This window comes from Microbacterium sp. CCNWLW134, assembly GCF_037083565.1.
In the GTDB taxonomy this organism is placed as follows: domain Bacteria; phylum Actinomycetota; class Actinomycetes; order Actinomycetales; family Microbacteriaceae; genus Microbacterium.
In genome coordinates, this window is record NZ_JBAOJU010000002.1 from 956,224 (window position 1) to 971,617 (window position 15,394).

The following is a 15,394-nucleotide window of genomic DNA, read 5'->3' on the forward strand; positions in this document are numbered from 1 at the left end:
GACGCCACACCATCCCCCCGGCGAGGAGGAACTGCCGCATGTCCGACCAGGTGCCCCGTCAATTCGAGATCGATCTGCCGCCCGACCTGATCGGTGGCAACTACGCCGATTTCGCCAACGTCTGGCACAGCTCGACGGTGTTCGTGATGGATTTCCTCACCCTCGCCCAGCCGCCGCACGACGAGACCGACCCCGAGACGGGGGAGCGTCGCACGGTGGTGCCGGCGCGCGTCGTCAGCCGCATCCGCATCCCTCCGGAGCAGGTGTTCGAGCTCGCCAAAGCCCTCACGCAGCAGCTCGAGTTCTGGGAGCAGGAGACCGGTCGGAAGCCTCCGACCGAGCCTGTCATCCCCGACTGACAGGGTCCGTCCGACTAGCCATTCGGAGGGCCGATGTCAACCCCCTGAAAACCCGAATCGCCCCCGTCATACGCTTGGATTCGCGCCGCAAGGCGCAGGCGCGGTGTCCGTTCGGCGAGGGGCGGATACCGCGCCACATTCGTCTCAGGGCGCGGGAAATCGCGGCGATGCCCGCACGCGAGACGGGTCGGGCAATCCCGTCAGACGGTGCCGTACAGGCGGTCGCCCGCGTCACCGAGGCCGGGCACGATGTAGCCCTTCTCGTTCAGCCGCTCATCCAGCGCGCCGAGCACGAGGGTGACATCCTTGTCGCCGACCTGACGTTCGATCGCGGCAACCCCTTCGGGTGCGCCGAGCAGGCAGATGGCGGTGACGTCCTGCGCCCCCCGTGTGAAGAGGAACTCGACGGCCGCACCCAGCGACCCGCCGGTCGCGAGCATCGGGTCGAGCACGAAGCACTGCCGGTCGGAGAGGTCGTCGGGCAGACGCTCGGCGTATGTCGTGGGCTCGAGGGTCTCTTCGTTCCGCACCATGCCGAGGAAGCCCACCTCGGCGGTCGGAAGGAGCTTGACCATGCCCTCGAGCATTCCGAGGCCGGCGCGGAGGATCGGCACGACGATCGGGCGCGGCTCGCTGATCTTCACGCCCATCGTCAGAGAGACCGGGGTCTGGATCTCGATGGGGTCGACCCTCACCGACCGGGTCGCCTCGTAGGCGAGAAGGGTGACGAGCTCCTCCGTCAGCTGCCGGAACACCGGCGACGAGGTCGCCTGGTCACGCAGCACCGTGAGCTTGTGGGTGATGAGCGGGTGGTCGGCGACGTGGAGGCGCATGGATCCCAGGGTATCCGCTGCGCGGCTGTCGGTCCGTACGCTGGAGGTGTGCAGCCCGACCCCGCCGACGACGTCGCGATGATGCGCGCGCTTGCGCTCGCTGCCGAGGCTGCGGCCGAGAGCGAGGTACCCGTCGGGGCGGTGGTGACGGATGCCACGGGGCACGTCATCGGCGAGGGAAGGAATCTGCGCGAGACCACCGGGGACCCCACCGCTCACGCCGAGGTGGTCGCGCTGCGCGCGGCCGCGTCATCCCGAGGCTCGTGGAATCTCGCGGGCTGCACGCTCGTGGTCACGCTCGAACCGTGCGTGATGTGTGCCGGCGCGGCGCTGCAGTCGCATGTGAGCCGCGTGGTGTTCGGTGCGTGGGACGAGAAGGCCGGCGCGGCCGGGTCGGTGCACGATGTGCTGCGCGACCGGCGACTGCCGGTGCGCGCCGAGGTCGTCGGGGGCGTCCGTGCCGAGGAGGCCGCGGCGCTCCTGCAGGAGTTCTTCGCCGCGCGGCGCTGAATCGCGCGGCTGTCGCTCACCGCGGCAGCGCCGGCAGCACCGCCTCGCCCACGTAGTCGACGTGCGCGACGTCTTGGTTGTCGAGGAACTGGAAGTACACGCGCTCGATGCCGAACGAGCGCCAGCGCTCGATGCGCTCGCCGATCTCGTCGGGCCCGCCGACGAGGTTGACCCCGTCGCGCACCTCGTCGAGCGTCTTCCCGAGCCGGCCCGCGCGGCGTGCGACCTCGGCGTCGTCGGCGCCGGCGATCACCGACATCGCCACCGACAGGCGCACGGTCGCGGGGTCGCGGCCGACCCGCTCGCAGGCGGCGTGGAGGTTGCCGAGGCGCTCGGCGATCTGCGCGTCCGTGGGGAAGCCGACGTTGTACTCGCGGGCGAAGCGCGCGACGAGCTCGGGGGTCCGCCGTCGACCGGCGCCGCCGATGATCACGGGCACCGGCTGCTGCACCGGTTTGGGCAGACCAGGGGCATCCACCAATACGTAGTTCTCACCCGCGAAGCTGTAGCTCTCGCCCGCCGGAGTCTCCCAGAGCCCGGTGACGATCTGCAGCTGTTCCTCGAGAAGGTCGAATCGGTTCCTGGGGAAGGGGATCCCGTACGCCTCGTGCTCACGCTCGAACCACCCTGCACCGAGCCCGAGCTCGACCCGGCCGCCCGACATCGCGTCGACCTGCGCGACCTGGATGGCGAGCACGCCGGGGTGGCGGAAGGTGACGGGGGAGACCAGGGTGCCCAGGCGGATGCGGCTCGTCTCACGGGCGAGCCCGGCGAGGGTGGTCCAGGCATCGGTGGGCCCGGGCAGGCCCTCGTCTCGCCCGTTCAGGTAGTGGTCGGAGCGGAAGAACCCGTGGAACCCGTGGCGCTCGGCGGCCTGGGCGAAGGCGAGCTGGTCGTCGTAGCTCGCACCGAGGTGGGGCTCGGTGAAGACGCAGTACTCCATTGCGTGGCGGCTCGAACGTTGTGACGGTCAGTCGGCCGAGCGGATGACGATCGCCTCGGTGGGCGGCGCATCGGGGCGATCGCCGGTGTAGCCGATCGTCAGGAGCAGGGCGCGACGGAACTCGTCGGGCCGCTCGAGGTGCGGGGCGTGACCGGTGCCCTCGAGTTCGATCTCGGTGACATCGCCCCCGCCTGCCTTGTAGGCCTTCAGCACGTCGCGGGTCTGCGAGATCATCTCCTGGGCGGGAGCGACGTCGGCCCCCGGCCAGCCGGGGACGATCCCGAGCGCGCCGAGGTGGTTGAAATCGTAGAACGACCCGTCGGCGACGATCGCGTCGACGCTGCCGTGGATCCACAGGACCGGCGGCTTGTCGTCGAGGTCGACGATGCCCGAGACGTCGAAGTACTTCGGGGCCATGGTGTTGAGCACCCCGAGGTGTCCCGCGCCGAAGCCCGGCCAGTTCTTGCTGGGCACCGAGTTGCCGGGGTAGTTGCCCTCGGCGGTCGAGGTGGTGAGCATCGACTCGACGAAGACGTCTTCGTGGGGCGTGGTGAAGCCCGGGGCGACGTAGGCGGCGCGGAAGACGCTGCGAGGGGAGGTCTGGGCCGCGTCGCCGGTGTCATGCGAGATGAGGCGTTCGACGAAGTCGGGGTTCGCCCCGCCGCCGCCGCAGCCGGCGTCGTCGTCGGTGAGCCGCGAGCCGTCGCGGCGGGTGCCGCCGAAGCCGTACGGCGAGACGGGGGCCTGAAGGGTCAGGCTCAGCACGGGATGATCGAGGGCGTACTGCATGACCACACCGCCGCCCATCGACCAGCCGACGAAGTGCGCCGTGGGGAGGCCGAGAACCTGCAGGACGGCGAAGATGTCGTCGCTGAAGTCTCGGACACCGCGCGTGGCGTCGACGGGGGTGTGCTCGCTGCCGCCGAAACCCCGCAGGTCGATGGCGATCACGCGCAGATCGCTCGGCAGATCGAGCATGGTGGGCTGCCAGAAGAGTGCCGACGAGACGTTCCCGTGCACCAGGACCACCGTCTTCTGAGGTGTCGTCTCGGGGTCGTCGCCGCGGCGTTCGAGGATGTTGATCGCCACGTCGGGCGTGTCGATGATTCGTGAGCTGATGCCGTCGAAGAGCGAATTCGGGGGCGTGATCATCGCAGTCTCCTTCTCGCCCGGGGCGTCCACGCCCCGCCGTCTCGACTATAGCCCGGGGCCTCGGGCGCGTCGGGGTGGGTTCGTAGGATGGCGGGATGACCGACGACTTCACACTGCCGTCCATCGCCGTTCTCGGAGCAGGGTCGATGGGAGGAGCGGTTCTCCGCGGTGTCGCGGCGTCGGCGCTCGCCACGGAAGGGATCATCGCGACCAACCGCTCCCGTGCGAAGGCCGAGGAGCTGGCATCCGTCCCATCGGTGACGAGTCTCGCCCTCGAGGACGAGTCCGACGCCAACGCCCGGGCGGCGGCGAAGGCCGACATCGTCCTCGTCGGGGTGAAGCCCGCAATGGTGCCCGACCTCCTGCATGAGATCGGCCCGCACCTGCGCCCCGGCACGATCGTGGTGAGCCTCGCGGCCGGGGTGACACTGGCCACGTTCGAGCAGATCCTGGGGACGGATGTCGCCGTGTTCCGCTCCATGCCGAACACACCGGCGCTCGTCGGCAAGGCCGTCACCGGGCTCGCGGCGGGGAGCCGGGCGAGCGAGGACGATACCCGCGTCATCCGCCGTCTCTTCGAGACCGTGGGGACCGTGATCGAACTGCCCGAGGAGCAGATCGACGCGCTGTCGACGATCTCGGGGTCGGGACCGGCGTACGTCTTCCTCCTCATCGAGCAGCTGACGCGCGCGGCGATCGGCAAGGGCTTCGCCGAGGGGGACGCCCGTGTGATGGTCGAGCAGACCTTCGCCGGCGCGACGGCGCTGCTCGCGGCGACCGGGGAAGACCCTGCCGAGTTGCGGCGCCGCGTCACGAGCCCCAAGGGCACCACCGAGCGGGCCGTGGCCGTGCTGCAGGAGGCACGCCTCGACGAGGTGTTCACCCGCGCCACCGACGCCGCGCTCGCGCGGGCGAAGGAGCTCGCCGCCGGCGCGTGAGGGTCCCGCCTCGGCGCGTCATCGCCGCGCTCTGCGGAACGGCGTAGGCTACACAGCCGTGTCGACCCGCGTCACCGCGCCCACCCGCCGTGGCCGCCGGATCCGTCTCCAGCCGCCGCAGGCTGTCGCGCTCGGCTTCGCCGGCGCGATCTTCGCGGGCACCGGACTGCTGGCACTGCCGATCTCGTCAGCACGGGGCGAGTGGACGGACATCTACGACGCACTGTTCACTGCGACCTCCGCGGTCGCGGTGACCGGGCTCACCGTGGTCGACACCGCGACGCACTGGAGCGGGTTCGGACTGGTGGTGATCATGCTGTTGATCCAGCTCGGCGGTCTCGGCATCATGATCATGGCGACGCTCATCGGCCTGGTACTGGCTCGTCGGGTGAGCGTGCGGTCGCGGTTGAACGCCGCCGCGGAATCCCGCGCCGTCGGCTTCGCCGACGTGCGGACTGCGATCCGCGGGATCGTGCTGATCTCCCTCGCCGTGGAAGCTGTCGTCTTCGTCTTCCTCTTCGCACGCTTCCTCTGGGGGTACGCCTATTCGCCCGGCGAGGCGGCCTGGCATGGGCTGTTCCACGCCGTGTCGTCGTTCAACAACGCCGGCTTCGCGCTGTACACCGACAACCTCATCGGCTTCGCCGCCGACCCGTGGATCTGCCTGCCCATCTGCGCCGCGGTCATCCTCGGTGGTCTGGGGTTCCCCGTGATCATGCAGCTGCGGCGGGAGTGGCGCCGACCCCTGCACTGGAGCATGAACACCCGGATCGTGCTCTGGGCCACCGCGGTGCTCCTCGTCGCGGGATGGATCTTCATCACCGCGCTGGAGTGGTCGAACCCCGACACCCTCGGCGCCTACGATCCGATGTCGCGTCTGCTGATCGGGTTCTTCCACTCGGTCCAGACCCGCACCGCGGGATTCAACTCCGTCGACATCGGCCTGATGCGCGACGAGACCTGGGTCGGCATGGACGTGCTGATGTTCATCGGCGGCGGGCCGGCCGGCACCGCCGGCGGCATCAAGGTGACCACCTTCGCGGTGCTGTTCTTCATCCTGCTCACCGAGCTCCGCGGCGAGGGGGCCGTGAACGTCTTCGGCAAGCGGCTGTCGCGGGCGGTGCACCGGCAGGCGATCGCGGTGGTGCTGATGGCCATCGCCGCGATCATGACGGCCGTCATCGCGCTGATGCTCATCACCGATCTCGACTTCGACCGTGTGCTGTTCGAGGCGGTGTCGGCGTTCGGCACGGTGGGGCTGTCGACGGGCATCACTGGCACGCTGCCACCGGCCGCCGAGGTCATCCTGGTGATCCTGATGTTCCTCGGCCGGATCGGACCGCTCACGCTCGGCACCGCCCTCGCGCTGCGCGAGCGGCGCGTGCTCTACGAACTTCCGAAAGAGAGGCCCGCCATTGGCTAAGTTCTCGCTCTTCAGCGACACGTCCCGGCGCATCGCCGAGGCCGACTCCGTCGCCGTCATCGGCCTCGGCCGCTTCGGCAGCGCTCTGGCTGAGGAGCTCATGCTCACCGGCACCGAGGTGCTCGGCATCGATCGCGACGAAGAGATCGTGCAGTCGTTCAACGGCGTGCTGACCCAGGTGGTGCGCGCGGATGCGACGAAGGAGGAGGTCCTCCGTCAGCTCGCCGTCGACCAGTTCGACCGGGTGGTGGTCTCGATCGGGCACGACATCGAAGCGTCGATCCTCACCGCGTCGCTGCTGCTTCACCTGAAGGTGCCGGTCATCTGGGCCAAAGCCGAGAACGCCCAGCACGGCCGCATCCTCTCCCAGCTCGGCGTGCACCGGGTCGTCTTCCCCGAGAACGACATGGGGCGGCGAGTCGCGCACCTCGTCCGAGGCGCCGCGATGGACTACCTCGAGATCGAGCCGGGGTACGCCCTGGCCAAGATCGCGCCGCCCGCCTTCATCCGCGGGGTGCCGCTGGGGGAGACCTCGATCCGCAAGACGCACGGCATAACCGTGACCGCGTTCAAAAGCGCGGGTCAGGAGTGGCAGAACGCCGATGGGCAGACCGTCGTCGGGGACGGCGACGCGATCCTGATCGTCGGACCGACCCAGCGCGTGGAGTCGTTCGCGCAGCTGCGCTGACCGCCGCGCGGATCAACTGGTCTTCGAGCGGTCCATCCACCATTCGACGAACGACCGAGCCCGGCCGTCCTCGGCGAGGTCGATCACCCAGAGGTTGCTGTAGCTCCGGCCACCCGTGTACGCCGTCTCCGCCTGGATGAACGCGCGGTCGCCGTCGATGCCCACCACGTCCCAGGTGAAGGTGAACGAGTCGGGTTCGTCCCGTCGTCGCAGCCATTCGGCGACGATCGCGTCGTGACCGGTGAACGCCGTCGTCCACGGCTCGAACCTCAGCACGGCGTCCTCGGTGAAGAGGGCCCGGATGTCGTCGGGCTCATTCGAGCGCCAGGCGATGAGGTAGCTGTCGATGAAGCGGCGCGCCGCGGCATCCGTCTGCTGTCTGTCGGTCATGCGGGCATTCTGGCCCCACCCCGCGATACACCTGCCACCGGCTTGACGAGTCCGGCGCGTGCCTAACTCCTGCAAAACGTGCGCCGCGGCGCCGTTGCAACCGGTTCCACACGGGTTCCGGCCGATTCTTGCGGAGTTCTGCAGGAGTTGGGGACGATCCCCATCAGCGGTCGAGCGCCGCGAACCGCTCGATGTCGGAGTTGGTGCCCGAGACGATGATGAGGTCGTGGTTGGTGACGACCGTGTTGGCCTCGGCGTAGCGGAACGGCTTGCCGGGGCTCTTCACCCCGACGACGGTGACGTTGTACTTGGTGCGCACGCCCGATTCGTTCAGGCCCACGCCGCGGATGAACTTCGGCGGGTACATCTTGGCCAGCACGAAATCGTCGTCGAAGCGGATGAAGTCGAGCATGCGTCCGCTGACGAGGTGGGCGACGCGCTCGCCGGCTTCGCGCTCGGGGTAGATGACGTGGTTCGCGCCGACGCGGGCGAGGATCTTGCCGTGGGACTGCGAGACCGCCTTCGCCCAGATCTGCGGCACCTTCAGGTCGACGAGGTTGGCGGTGATGAGGACGGATGCCTCGATGAGCGACCCGACCGCGACGACGGCGACCTGGAAGTCCTGCGCGCCGATCTGCTTCAGTGCATCGATGTTGCGCGCGTCGGCCTGGACGGTGTGGGTGACCCGGTCCGACCACTTCTGCACGAGCTCGAGGCTCTCGTCGATCGCGAGGACTTCTCGCTCGAGTCGGTCGAGCTCGCCGGCGCAGGCGGCGCCGAAGCGTCCGAGCCCGATGACGAGGACGGGCGCGTCCCCCCTGATGCGATCACCCAACGATCGGCCTTTCCACGGGCAGCGAGTAGAGCTGCGAACGGGATGACGCGGCCACGGCCGCGGCGAGTGTCACTGTACCAATGCGGCCCATGAAGATGGTGAGCGCCTGGACGTACACGGCGGAGTCGGGAAGCTCCATCGTCAGGCCGGTCGACAGGCCCACGGTGCCGAACGCCGAGATGACGTCGAAGAGCACCTCGTCGACCGGCGCTTGGGTGATCTGCGCGATGGTGATCGTCGAGAGAGCGACGATCGTCGCGCCCCACGCCACGACCGACAGGGCCACGCGCTGCACGTCGCTGGGGATGCGACGCCCGAAGACCTCGACCGACTGGCGGCCCTTCGCCTCGGACCACACGGCAAGGGCCAGGACCGCGAGAGTGGTGACCTTGATGCCACCGGCGGTGGAGGCGGAGCCGCCGCCGACGAACATGAGCATCGACCCGACCACGAGCGAAGATCCGTACAGCTCGCCGATGTCGACGACGGCGAAACCCCCCGACCGTGTCATGGCGGAGAGGAAGAAGGCTTGGAACGTGGTGTCCCAGGCATCCATCGAACCGAAGGTGCCCGGGTTGGCGTATTCGAGGGTGAGGAACGCCCCGGCGCCGAGAACGAAGAGGACGGAGGTGGTGATGAGCGTCAGCTTGGTGTGCAGCGACCACGCCTTGACATGCCAGACGTTCTTCCACAGGGCGTAGATGACGGGGAAGCCGATGCTGCCGAGGAACACCGCGATCATCAGGATCGTCAGCAGGATGTAGTCGTCGGCGAAGGGTTCGAGCCCCCCGACGTTGGGGGTGAACCCGGTGTTCGTGAACGCCGAGACCGCGTAGAACGGAGCCTCCCACAGCGCCTCGAGCGGACCGATCCCCGCGAGGAGCAGGCTCGGGTAGAGGGCGACCGCGACGACAGCCTCGATGAGCAGCGTGGACAGCGCGACCGTCCGCAGCAGCTGACCGACTTCGCCGAGCCGCACCGCTTGGCCCTCGTTCACCGGTCCGCCGTGGCTGCGCAGGGGGTTCGTGTCGCTGGCGGCGATGAGTTTCGCCCGAAGTCCCAGACGCTTGGAGATGATGAGGCCGAGGATCGAGGCGAGCGTGAGCACGCCCATGCCTCCGATGTTCATGCCGAGGAAGATGACGACCTTCCCGAATGGCGAGAAGGTCGTCGCGATGTCAACGGTCGTGAGGCCCGTGACGCAGATCGTCGACACGGCGGTGAAGAGCGCATCGGCCAGGGGAAGCCGCCCCGCGTACGTCGACGCGGGCAGGGACAGGAGCGCGGTGAAGACGAGGATCAGCGACGCGAACACCAGCACGGCGAAGCGTGCGGGGGAGGACGTGGTGAGGTTGCGCAGCGCGTCCCAGGCGCGTTCGCCGACCGCGAGGACTCGACGCCACGCCGCACGTGCCTGGCCCGTCGGCATGCGCCGCCCCTTTCGCCGAGAAAACCTCAGTCATGGTACTCCGCCGCTGGGCGGCACTAACCTAATGCCATGGCGGACATCTTCGACGTGATCGCAGACGGGACGCGACGCGACATCCTCAGGCTCCTGCTCGATCGCTCCACCGCCGGCGAGAACGGCACGAGCGTGTCGCAGATCGTCAGTGCCCTCGGTGTCAGCCAGCCGACGGTCTCGAAGCACCTCAAGGTGTTGCGCGAGGCGCACCTCGTCTCGGTGCGCGAGGTCGGCCAGCACCGCTACTACAGCCTGCTGGCGGCGCCCCTCGACGAGATCGATGACTGGCTCGTGCCCTTCCTCGACACGCCTGAGCTCGTCGCCGCCGACGCCGCCGCGCTGATCTCCCTGCCCGAGCCCGCGGCGCACGCGGCGGAGCTCGTCGGGCGGGCGGCGGCATCCGCTCAGCACGCCGTCGCGAACGCGCTGAAGAAGCTGCCCGGACGCTGAGCATCCCGGTCCACCGGGGCGACGGGGCCGCCGCGCGGATCTCATCAGTCACACGGGTTTACACGCGTCGCGGCGACCCCATAAAGTAGGCCCAGCAGAACTGCAAAAAGCGAGCCGAGCGCCGGAAGGGGGCACCGTGGCTGATTTGCCGGATGTCCGCTTCCTCACCGTCGCCGAGGTGGCCGAGCTCATGCGGGTGTCGAAGATGACGGTCTACCGCCTCGTGCATGCCGGAGAGCTTCCCGCTGTCCGGTTCGGACGCAGCTACCGGGTGCCCGAATCGGCCGTCACCGAGGCCCTGCAGCGGCCGATCGCCGACGTCGGCTAGACTTACCCGAGGCATTTTCCGCTTTTGCCCGTTCCCGATCGCGCATGCCCGTGCGATCAGACCCCGACATAGTGAGGTTTCCGTGGGTTCAGTCATCAAGAAGCGCCGCAAGCGCATGGCGAAGAAGAAGCACCGCAAGCTGCTTCGCAAGACTCGCCACCAGCGCCGCAACAAGAAGTAAGCGGCACCGACACCGAGCGCCTGTCCGATGGACGGGCGCTTCGTGTTCGTCGCGCGGTCCGCCCCGTCATCCGGCGTTCGGAGGAAGCATGAAGACGATCACCGTTCAGGAACTGCAGCAGAACCCGGACCTCCCCCTCGTGGACGTCCGGGAGGAGCACGAGTTCGCCGAAGGGCGCGTGCCCGGCGCGGTCAACCTGCCGATGTCGACACTCGGTGAGCGGATCGACGAGTTGCCCGACGGGCCGTTCCGCGTCGTCTGCGCCCTGGGCGGGCGCTCGGCGCGCGTCGTCGAGGCGCTGGAGGCACGCGGCTACGACGCCACCAACGTCGAGGGCGGCACGACGGCGTGGGCCGAGGCGGGCTTCCCGCTCGAGCGCTGACGCCGCGGTGCGGGTGACGCCGCTCCGGGGCATCCGCTCCGTCGATCGCCCCGCCCGTCCCACACCGCCGTAAAATGGCGGATGTGACCACCCTCACCGTCATCGGAAAGCCCGACTGCCACCTGTGCGATGTCGCGCAGGGCGTCGTCGAGGCCGTGGTCGCCGACTTCCCCGAGGATGAGGTCATCGTCGAGCACCGCTCGATCGTCGATGACCCCGCGCTGCACGCCGAATGGTGGGAGAAGATCCCCGTCGTGCTCATCGACGGGCGGCTCCACACCTACTGGCGGGTGTCGGCCGATCGCCTCAGCACGGCGCTCCGCGAAGCCAAGCAGTCCTGACTCAGCTCCTTGGGTCTCCGTCGTCGGCACCGTCGGCCGTCGCGCCGACGACGGGGATCGCCTGCGTGAACGCGCTCGCGCGCTCGACGGCCTCGGCGCTCCCGGTGAAGAGCCCGCCGGTGTCGGGGCGCGGCTCTTCGGCTTCGGCGGTCTCGCCTTCGGCCTCGGTGAGGAGCACCCGCTGGGTCGGAAGCGCGGTGGGCATGGTCCGCTGCATCCAGGTGACCATCGCCTCGCGGACGGCACAGCGCAGGTCGAACAGGGTGGGGGCGTCGACGGCCGAGACGAGGATGCGCACTCGCACGAAGCCGGCGACGGCATCGGTGACCTGCAGCACCGCGGTGCGTCCGTCCCACAGGTGGTTGTCCGCGACGACGCGGGTGAGCTGGTCGCGCATCTTGGAGGGCGACACCCGCCAGTCGACGTCGAGCTCGACGGCGCCGAGAAGCGCGCTGCCCTGCCGGGTCCAGTTCTCGAAGGGCGTCGTGGTGAAGTACGTGCACGGCAGCACCAGGCGCCGTTCGTCCCACAGGTCGAGCACCACGTAGCTGAGCGTGATCTCACCGACCCGGCCCCACTCGCCCTCGACGACCACCACGTCATCGACGCGCAGCGCCTCACTGAAGACGAGTTGGATGCCCGCGAACATGTTCGCCAGCACCGACTGAGCGGCCAGTCCCGCGATGACCGACGCGATACCGGCCGACGCCAGCACGCTCGCCCCCACCGCGCGCACCTCGGGGAAGGTCAGCAGGATCGCCCCGCCCGCGAGCACCACGATGATCGCGATGGCGAGGCGCCGGAGGATCAGCGTCTGCGTGCGGATCCGCCGCGCGACGCGGTTGTCGGGCACGTCGATGCGGTATCGACCGAGAGCGAGGTCGGAGAGGAAGAGCACCAGCGCCCCCACGAGCCACGCCCCGACGATGATCGTCACGATCGTCATCGCGTGGTTGAGCGCGGGTTTCCACGCCGGATCGGGGAAGGTCACGGCGATCGCGATCCACAGACCGATCACCAGGACGAACGCGCGGAACGGCCGGCGCGCGCGAGTGATGAGGGATGCCGGCCACTGCCGCTTCCGGACGAAGAGGCGCATCGCGCCGGTGACGATCAGGGCGACGGCGATGGCTCCGATCACCGCAACGGCGATCGCGATGGCGAACTGCAACCATTCCTGCCACATGAGAGGGCCCTCCGTTCGGGTGGTCGGCGGAACGACCACCTTAGGCGACAGGCCGATGGGATCCCCGCATCCGCTCACCGGCCGGCGGCTGACCTCACGCCCGTGGTCGCACCACCACCGGTTCCGACGCGAAGGCGATTCGCACCCGGTCGCCGAACTGGACCCGCTCTGCCACCGGGTGCTGCACCTGCACGAGTGACCCGTCGGCGGTGTGCACGAGGGTGCGCCGGGAATTCCCGAGGAAGGTGCTCTCCTGCACCACCGCGTCGACCCCTGCCTCGTCCGCCGCGGCGATTCGCACGTTCTCGGGCCGCAGGAACACCTCGACCTCGCCCGCGGAGGGAGCGGCACCCTCGATGAGGCGCAGCGGCAGCGGCACACCCCACACTTCGACGGCGTCGCCGGTGACGGCGACCGTGCCGGGCACGACGCTCGACACCCCCACGAACGCCGCGACGTACGGTGTCGCCGGCCGGAGGTACAGGTCTTCCGGAGTGCCGATCTGCTCGATGCGACCGGCATTCATCACCGCGATGCGGTCGGAGACGGCCAGGGCCTCCTCCTGATCGTGGGTGACGAAGACCGTGGTGATGCCCAGGCGCAGCTGGATGCGGCGGATCTCGTCGCGCAGCTGCACCCGCACCTTCGCGTCGAGGGCCGACAGCGGTTCGTCCAGCAGCAGCACGCGCGGCTCGGTGACGAGGGCACGGGCGAGGGCCACGCGCTGCTGCTGGCCGCCCGAGAGCTGGTGGGGGAAACGGTCGGCCAGATGCCCGAGTCCCACGAGGTCGAGCGCGTCGGCCGCGCGCGCCGCGGCATCCTTCTTCCCCACCCCCCGTCGGCGCAGCCCGAACGCGGTGTTCTCGAGCGCCCGCAGGTGCGGGAAGAGCGAGTACGACTGGAACACCATGCCGATGTCGCGCCTATTGGTGGGGACGGATGACACGTCGCTGCCGCCGAGCAGGATGTGCCCTTCGGTCGCCCGCTCGAGGCCTGCGAGGACGCGGAGAGCTGTGGTCTTGCCGCATCCCGAGGGGCCGAGGAGCGAGACGAACTCACCCGGCGCGATGTCGAGGTCGACGCCGTGCAGCACGCGGGTCGGGCCGTAGTCCTTCACCACGGTGCGCAGCTCGACCCGGGTGCCGGTGCCCGCCTCGGCGAGGAGGGCGTTGTCGGCCGTGGCGGGGAGAGTGCGCGGGCTGGTGTCGGAGGTGGTCACGAACGGCTCCTTCGAAGGGTGCGGCGGGGCGAAGCGGTGCGGGAGGAGACGGAGGCGCCGATCCGGCCGGCGCGCCCGATGATGAGCAGCAGCACGAACGCGAAGACGAGGGCGAGCAGCGTGAAGATGGCCGCGGCGTACGCATCCTGTCGGTTGATGACGACCAGTCCCGTCTGCAGCACCTGCCGGTTCAACAGCGACGCGATGGTGAACTCGCCGAGGACGACGGCGACCGAGATGAGGGATGCTGCGAGCAGCCCCTGACGCAGGTTCGGCGCGATCACACGCAGGAGAACGGTGAACCAGCCGGCGCCGAGCGTTCGTGCCGCTTCGGCCAGGGTCTTCACGTCGACGGCGTCGATGGAGGCCTGGATCGAGCGGTAGGTGAAGGGGAGCACGAGGATGCCGTACGCGAAGGCGAGCGTCCACGCGCCGGTGCCGAGGGTGCGACCGATCTGCAGGTAGATCGGTGCGAGCCCGACGACGAGCACGATGGCGGGGATCGTGATGGGCAGGAGGGCGAGGAACTCGAACCCGCGCCGGAGCTTCGGGAACTTCAGCGCCACGAGCACCATCGTCGGGGTGAAGAGGAACAGCACGATCAGGACCGTCACCGCGGCGAGGACGAGCGAGTTGCCGAGCCCCGTCCAGATCGGCGCGTACCTCGCGGCGTTCGCCGGGTCGAAGACCGACAGCCAGCGCTCGAACGTGTACACGCCGCCGGCGGGGGAAGACAGGGTGAACAGGAAGGTGGCGACGAAGGGCACCGCGAAGACGAGCCCGACGACGAGGCCGATGAGCCACCGGACGACCGGTGAAGGGGCGATGCCTCTCATGCCTGCCACCTCGCCGCCCGACGCTGGATGAGGGAGTACAGCCACATCACGACGGCGACGACGACGATCATGCCGAGCGCGAGGGCGCCGGCGAGGTTCTCGCGGCCGAGGACGGTCTCGCTCGTCAGCGCGGCCCGGATCTGCAGCGGCACGATCTGCGACCCCTGGCTCGCGAGCGCCGCAGCGGTGGCGTAGGACGAGAACGCGTTGGCGAACAGCAGCAGCAGGCTGGCGAGGAACGACGGAGCGAGCACGGGGAAGCCGACGTGCCGCCAGAACCCGCCGCGGGTGCCGCCGAGGGTGAGGTGCGCCTCGAACCACTGCGGCCGGAGCGCGGCGAGGGCGGGCATGAACGTGATCACCATCAGCGGGATCTGGAAGACGAGGTAGGCGGGGATGAGCCCGGGAAGGGCGTAGATCCACGCGCCGTCGGCGAAGATGTCGATGCCGAGGGCATCACGCAGGAAGCGCGTGACGATCCCCTGCGTGCCGATCGTCGCGATCATCGCGAAGGCGAGCATGACCCCGCCGAACTGGGCGAGAACGCCGGATGCCGCGTCGACCGTCGTGCGGATGACGCCGGTGTCGGGGAGGCCGAGCAACGCGTAGCAGACCGCCGCCCCCACGACCGCGCCGACGATCGCGGTGAGGAGGGAGATCCCGGTCGAGTTGACGAACGTGGTGATGATCACGGGGTCGCCGAGCGCCGCGATGTTCGCCAGGGTGAAGGCGCCGTCGCCGTCGAAGAGCCCGGAGGTGATGGCGAGGATCGTGGGGAGGGCGAGGAAGAGCAGCACGTAGAGGGCGAACGGGGTCAGACCCAGCCACGACCACTCGCGGACCGTGGCGTTCCGCGGCACGCGGCGCTGCCGCGCCGGAACCTGGGGCTCCGGCGCGGCAGCACTCGTCACGTCTGCGGGTGACTCCCCGGCGTGAGC

The 15,394-nt window shown here is 69.4% G+C and carries 20 protein-coding genes; 10 read left to right on the plus strand and 10 right to left on the minus strand.

Annotation, left to right across the window (positions count from 1 at the left end):
- The first annotated feature begins 38 nt into the window (after positions 1-38).
- Positions 39-359 (plus strand): DUF3467 domain-containing protein, encoded by a 321-nt coding sequence (locus V6S02_RS15145; protein ID WP_124294091.1) that lies wholly within the window; start codon positions 39-41, stop codon positions 357-359.
- Positions 360-559: 200 nt separating this feature from the next.
- Here the strand turns inward: V6S02_RS15145 and upp are convergent, their stop codons facing one another.
- The gene (gene upp, locus V6S02_RS15150) at positions 560-1,192 is read right to left on the minus strand and encodes a uracil phosphoribosyltransferase (RefSeq protein ID WP_336401512.1); all 633 of its coding nucleotides are present in this window, start codon (positions 1,190-1,192) and stop codon (positions 560-562) included.
- A 78-nt stretch (positions 1,193-1,270) separates the two neighbouring features.
- Here upp and V6S02_RS15155 point away from each other — a divergent pair, with 78 nt between their 5' ends.
- Positions 1,271-1,702, plus strand: coding sequence for a nucleoside deaminase (locus V6S02_RS15155; RefSeq protein WP_124294553.1), 432 nt, complete (start codon positions 1,271-1,273; stop codon positions 1,700-1,702).
- 16 nt (positions 1,703-1,718) lie between these two features.
- Here the strand turns inward: V6S02_RS15155 and V6S02_RS15160 are convergent, their stop codons facing one another.
- Both V6S02_RS15160 and V6S02_RS15165 read right to left on the minus strand, forming a co-directional pair.
- The gene (locus V6S02_RS15160) at positions 1,719-2,645 is read right to left on the minus strand and encodes an LLM class F420-dependent oxidoreductase (protein WP_336401513.1); all 927 of its coding nucleotides are present in this window, start codon (positions 2,643-2,645) and stop codon (positions 1,719-1,721) included.
- A gap of 27 nt (positions 2,646-2,672) precedes the next feature.
- Positions 2,673-3,797 (minus strand): alpha/beta fold hydrolase, encoded by a 1,125-nt coding sequence (locus tag V6S02_RS15165; RefSeq protein ID WP_336401514.1) that lies wholly within the window; start codon positions 3,795-3,797, stop codon positions 2,673-2,675.
- A gap of 95 nt (positions 3,798-3,892) precedes the next feature.
- On the opposite strand from V6S02_RS15165, the gene proC reads away from it, so the two are divergent.
- Genes proC through V6S02_RS15180 form a run of 3 tightly spaced genes read left to right on the plus strand, consistent with a single transcriptional unit; the run spans position 3,893 to position 6,846 of the window.
- A complete protein-coding gene (gene proC / locus V6S02_RS15170) occupies positions 3,893-4,735 on the plus strand; it encodes a pyrroline-5-carboxylate reductase (protein WP_336401515.1) in 843 nt (280 codons plus the stop codon).
- Positions 4,736-4,793: 58 nt separating this feature from the next.
- A complete protein-coding gene (locus tag V6S02_RS15175) occupies positions 4,794-6,158 on the plus strand; it encodes a TrkH family potassium uptake protein (protein WP_336401516.1) in 1,365 nt (454 codons plus the stop codon).
- Positions 6,151-6,846 (plus strand): potassium channel family protein, encoded by a 696-nt coding sequence (locus V6S02_RS15180; protein ID WP_336401517.1) that lies wholly within the window; start codon positions 6,151-6,153, stop codon positions 6,844-6,846. Before V6S02_RS15175 ends, V6S02_RS15180 begins: the two co-directional genes overlap by 8 nt.
- A gap of 12 nt (positions 6,847-6,858) precedes the next feature.
- Here the strand turns inward: V6S02_RS15180 and V6S02_RS15185 are convergent, their stop codons facing one another.
- The 3 genes from V6S02_RS15185 to V6S02_RS15195 form a co-directional block, all read right to left on the minus strand.
- Positions 6,859-7,236 carry a nuclear transport factor 2 family protein gene (locus tag V6S02_RS15185; RefSeq protein ID WP_124294085.1) on the minus strand — a complete coding sequence of 126 codons (378 nt, stop codon included), beginning with the start codon at positions 7,234-7,236 and terminating at the stop codon, positions 6,859-6,861.
- Positions 7,237-7,399: 163 nt separating this feature from the next.
- Positions 7,400-8,071: a potassium channel family protein gene (locus V6S02_RS15190; protein WP_124294084.1), complete on the minus strand. Its 672-nt coding sequence runs from the start codon at positions 8,069-8,071 to the stop codon at positions 7,400-7,402.
- Entirely contained in the window at positions 8,064-9,500 is a 1,437-nt protein-coding gene (locus tag V6S02_RS15195; RefSeq protein ID WP_336401518.1) for a TrkH family potassium uptake protein, read from the minus strand. The genes V6S02_RS15190 and V6S02_RS15195 overlap by 8 nt, the downstream gene beginning before the upstream one ends.
- Positions 9,501-9,569: 69 nt before the next feature.
- Here V6S02_RS15195 and V6S02_RS15200 point away from each other — a divergent pair, with 69 nt between their 5' ends.
- From V6S02_RS15200 to V6S02_RS15220, 5 genes are all read left to right on the plus strand, one after another.
- A complete protein-coding gene (locus V6S02_RS15200; RefSeq protein WP_124294082.1) occupies positions 9,570-9,983 on the plus strand; it encodes an ArsR/SmtB family transcription factor in 414 nt (137 codons plus the stop codon).
- Between the two features lie 136 nt (positions 9,984-10,119).
- Positions 10,120-10,311 carry a helix-turn-helix domain-containing protein gene (locus tag V6S02_RS15205; RefSeq protein ID WP_124294081.1) on the plus strand — a complete coding sequence of 64 codons (192 nt, stop codon included), beginning with the start codon at positions 10,120-10,122 and terminating at the stop codon, positions 10,309-10,311.
- An 82-nt stretch (positions 10,312-10,393) separates the two neighbouring features.
- On the plus strand, positions 10,394-10,492 hold the full coding sequence (locus tag V6S02_RS15210) for a 30S ribosomal protein bS22 (protein ID WP_003792170.1): 99 nt from the start codon (positions 10,394-10,396) through the stop codon (positions 10,490-10,492).
- Positions 10,493-10,580: 88 nt separating this feature from the next.
- On the plus strand, positions 10,581-10,874 hold the full coding sequence (locus V6S02_RS15215; protein WP_336401519.1) for a rhodanese-like domain-containing protein: 294 nt from the start codon (positions 10,581-10,583) through the stop codon (positions 10,872-10,874).
- A gap of 83 nt (positions 10,875-10,957) precedes the next feature.
- A complete protein-coding gene (locus V6S02_RS15220; RefSeq protein WP_205782951.1) occupies positions 10,958-11,215 on the plus strand; it encodes a glutaredoxin family protein in 258 nt (85 codons plus the stop codon).
- Between the two features lies 1 nt (position 11,216).
- On the opposite strand, the gene V6S02_RS15225 is transcribed toward V6S02_RS15220, so the two are convergent.
- From V6S02_RS15225 to V6S02_RS15240, 4 genes are all read right to left on the minus strand, one after another.
- The gene (locus V6S02_RS15225) at positions 11,217-12,401 is read right to left on the minus strand and encodes a mechanosensitive ion channel family protein (RefSeq protein WP_336401520.1); all 1,185 of its coding nucleotides are present in this window, start codon (positions 12,399-12,401) and stop codon (positions 11,217-11,219) included.
- A 94-nt stretch (positions 12,402-12,495) separates the two neighbouring features.
- Positions 12,496-13,620, minus strand: coding sequence for an ABC transporter ATP-binding protein (locus V6S02_RS15230; RefSeq protein WP_336401521.1), 1,125 nt, complete (start codon positions 13,618-13,620; stop codon positions 12,496-12,498).
- Positions 13,617-14,456 (minus strand): ABC transporter permease, encoded by an 840-nt coding sequence (locus tag V6S02_RS15235; RefSeq protein ID WP_336401522.1) that lies wholly within the window; start codon positions 14,454-14,456, stop codon positions 13,617-13,619. Before V6S02_RS15235 ends, V6S02_RS15230 begins: the two co-directional genes overlap by 4 nt.
- Positions 14,453-15,316, minus strand: a complete 864-nt coding sequence (locus tag V6S02_RS15240) for an ABC transporter permease (protein ID WP_336401674.1) — start codon at positions 15,314-15,316, stop codon at positions 14,453-14,455. Before V6S02_RS15240 ends, V6S02_RS15235 begins: the two co-directional genes overlap by 4 nt.
- Positions 15,317-15,394 lie beyond the last annotated feature (78 nt).